Genomic DNA, 2,182 nt, shown 5'->3' on the forward strand with positions numbered 1-2,182 from the left:
CAAAAAGAGGATGTCTCATGAAACCATTTTTTCATGGGGCATCCTCTTTTTCTGGCTGTACGTATGACAGGCATCAATAGCGGCGGAACAGGTTGGTGACTTTTCCCAGAATTTTGCAATTGCGCGTGTAAATCGGTTCATAATCGGGATTTTCCGGCTGCAGACGTACCCGGTCCTTTTCCAGGAAATACCGCTTGACCGTCGCTTCATCGTCGATCATCGCGACGACGATATCCCCGTTTTCTGCCGTATCCTGACGGCGGACGATAAGATAATCCCCGTCGAAGATACCGGCCTGGATCATGCTGTCGCCGCGGACGGTCAGCATAAAGCAGTCGTCATTTCCGATAATATCAGCCGGAAAGGGATAGACATCTTCGATGTATTCTTCGGCAAATACCGGCTGGCCGGCCCGGACCTGGCCGATCAGTGGCAGGGGAACGATTTTTTTGGACCGCCAGGATCCTTCATCCAGGAGTTCTATCGTCCGGTTCTTTGCCGGGTCGCGGCGGATAAATCCCAGTTCTTCCAGGCGGTGCAGATAGCCGTGGACCGTCGAAGTAGAGCTGAGGCCGACGGACTGGCAGATTTCCCGGACCGATGGGGGATACCCATATTTATGCACGCAGTCACGGATGTATTCAAGGATTTGTTTTTGCCGGGTTGTAAGCATTTTTTCACTGTTCATCATTCGGTATCACTCCCAAGTAAATATACACTTCTATTATACGGTACTATGGAAAAAAATTCAAACGTTTGTTCATCGAAAATTTGTTCTCTCACCCTATTGACAGAACGGACGTTCGCCGATATAATAAAACCATCAAACAAACATGTGTTCTCAAAACATTCGTTCTAAACGGCTATGGGGTGACAGAGTATGAAACGCACGATGGCTATGAAAAGAAAAAGAAACTATACCTGGATAATCCGGCTGATTGCAGCGCTGGTTGTCGTCATCGCCGCATGTACCCAGATGGGGATGGTATATCATACGGATGAAACGTATATCTCCGTCAAGATACACAGCGGGGATACGGTATGGCGCATCGCGTCCGCTGCTGCCGCTCCCGGGACGGATGTCCGCGACGTCGTCGATGAAATCATGGATATCAATCATATCCGCCATTCCGATGACATTTATCCGGGGCAGGTCCTTCAGGTGCCCGTTGAAACGGGGCGGGCCGATACGGTAAAAGAAGTCCTGCACGTACAGAAATAAAGGAACGGGTCATTTTTTCCGGGCGATCTTTAAGATAGGATTATCGATGAGGCGGTCTGCTTCGTCGATGTACTTGCGGACGACCGCTGTAGACCGGTGACGCGTCTGGCGCATGATTTCCCGTTCTTCCACGTGTTCCATTGCAGCCGAAGTGGCAAAGCCGTGGCGCAGGCTGTGGGCGCCGAATTCAGCCGGATCCATTCCCATGAGTCCGACATACCGTTTGACGATGAGGGCGATAGTCTTGTCGGAGATACGGGTCTTGCGGATATGGTGGCCTTTGGTGAAACTGCGAAAGACCGGTCCTGTAGTAATTCCGCTGAGATCCAGCCAGTGTTGGAGTGCACGGACGGCACAGAGGTCCTTATCTTCAATATAAGGGATGGCGACGGTCTGCCCCTGATCGAACTGGTCGGTCTTGGATTTGCGCAATGTGATGAGCAGCCCCAGGCGGTTGAAGTTCAGGTCTTCCACATCCAGCCCGGCAATTTCCGAACGGCGCATGGCACCGTAGAAGCCGACGAGGAGGACGGCTTTATCGCGGGCCTGGCGGAGTTCGTCCCCGTCGAGGTAGTGGAGCATTTCCCGGATGTCATCGAAGAGGATGGGGGCTTTACCGTGCTGCTGGGTCCCTTTCATGCGTTTGATGCCGCGGACGGCGTCTTTTACGATAGGGAAGCGGCAGGGGTTGTCTTTGATGCCGGCAGCGGCGAAGTTTTCCGTCAGGGCAGAGATGCGCCGGGCAATCGTATTGGCCTTGGCATTGTCTGCCAGGTCGTTGATATAGTTGACGATCGTTTCCGGCGATGCCGGAAAGGCTGTTTCGTCATGATAGGCACACCAGTCGCAGAAATCCTTCCAGTCGGACCGGTATGCGTCAATAGTGTTGTCGGCCCGTGATACATAGATACTCTGCCGGGCCTTGTCTGTTAATTTTTCATTATTTGCCAATACGTCGGC

At 52.4% G+C, this 2,182-nt stretch carries 3 protein-coding genes; 1 reads left to right on the plus strand and 2 read right to left on the minus strand.

Annotated elements, in window-relative coordinates; genetic code table 11:
* Nucleotides 1–73: 73 nt before the first annotated feature.
* Nucleotides 74–691 carry a transcriptional repressor LexA gene (lexA, locus tag DBO31_RS08630; protein WP_059075922.1) on the minus strand — a complete coding sequence of 206 codons (618 nt, stop codon included), beginning with the start codon at nucleotides 689–691 and terminating at the stop codon, nucleotides 74–76.
* A gap of 189 nt (nucleotides 692–880) precedes the next feature.
* Between lexA and DBO31_RS08635 the strand changes: the two genes are divergently transcribed.
* The gene (locus tag DBO31_RS08635; RefSeq protein ID WP_083237028.1) at nucleotides 881–1,222 is read left to right on the plus strand and encodes a LysM peptidoglycan-binding domain-containing protein; all 342 of its coding nucleotides are present in this window, start codon (nucleotides 881–883) and stop codon (nucleotides 1,220–1,222) included.
* Between the two features lie 9 nt (nucleotides 1,223–1,231).
* Here DBO31_RS08635 and DBO31_RS08640 read toward each other — a convergent pair.
* Nucleotides 1,232–2,182 (minus strand): site-specific integrase (locus DBO31_RS08640; RefSeq protein WP_234995449.1); only part of this gene is annotated, 951 nt, incomplete at its 5' end.

The organism is Megasphaera sp. DJF_B143 (assembly GCF_900320625.1).
In the GTDB taxonomy this organism is placed as follows: domain Bacteria; phylum Bacillota; class Negativicutes; order Veillonellales; family Megasphaeraceae; genus Megasphaera; species Megasphaera hexanoica.

What these genes read in the sequence shown, in the direction of transcription:
- lexA (WP_059075922.1), bottom strand. Translation starts at nt 691, where the DNA reads ATGATGAACAGTGAAAAAATGCTTACAACCCGGCAAAAACAAATCCTT.
- DBO31_RS08635 (WP_083237028.1), top strand. Translation starts at nt 881, where the DNA reads ATGAAACGCACGATGGCTATGAAAAGAAAAAGAAACTATACCTGGATA.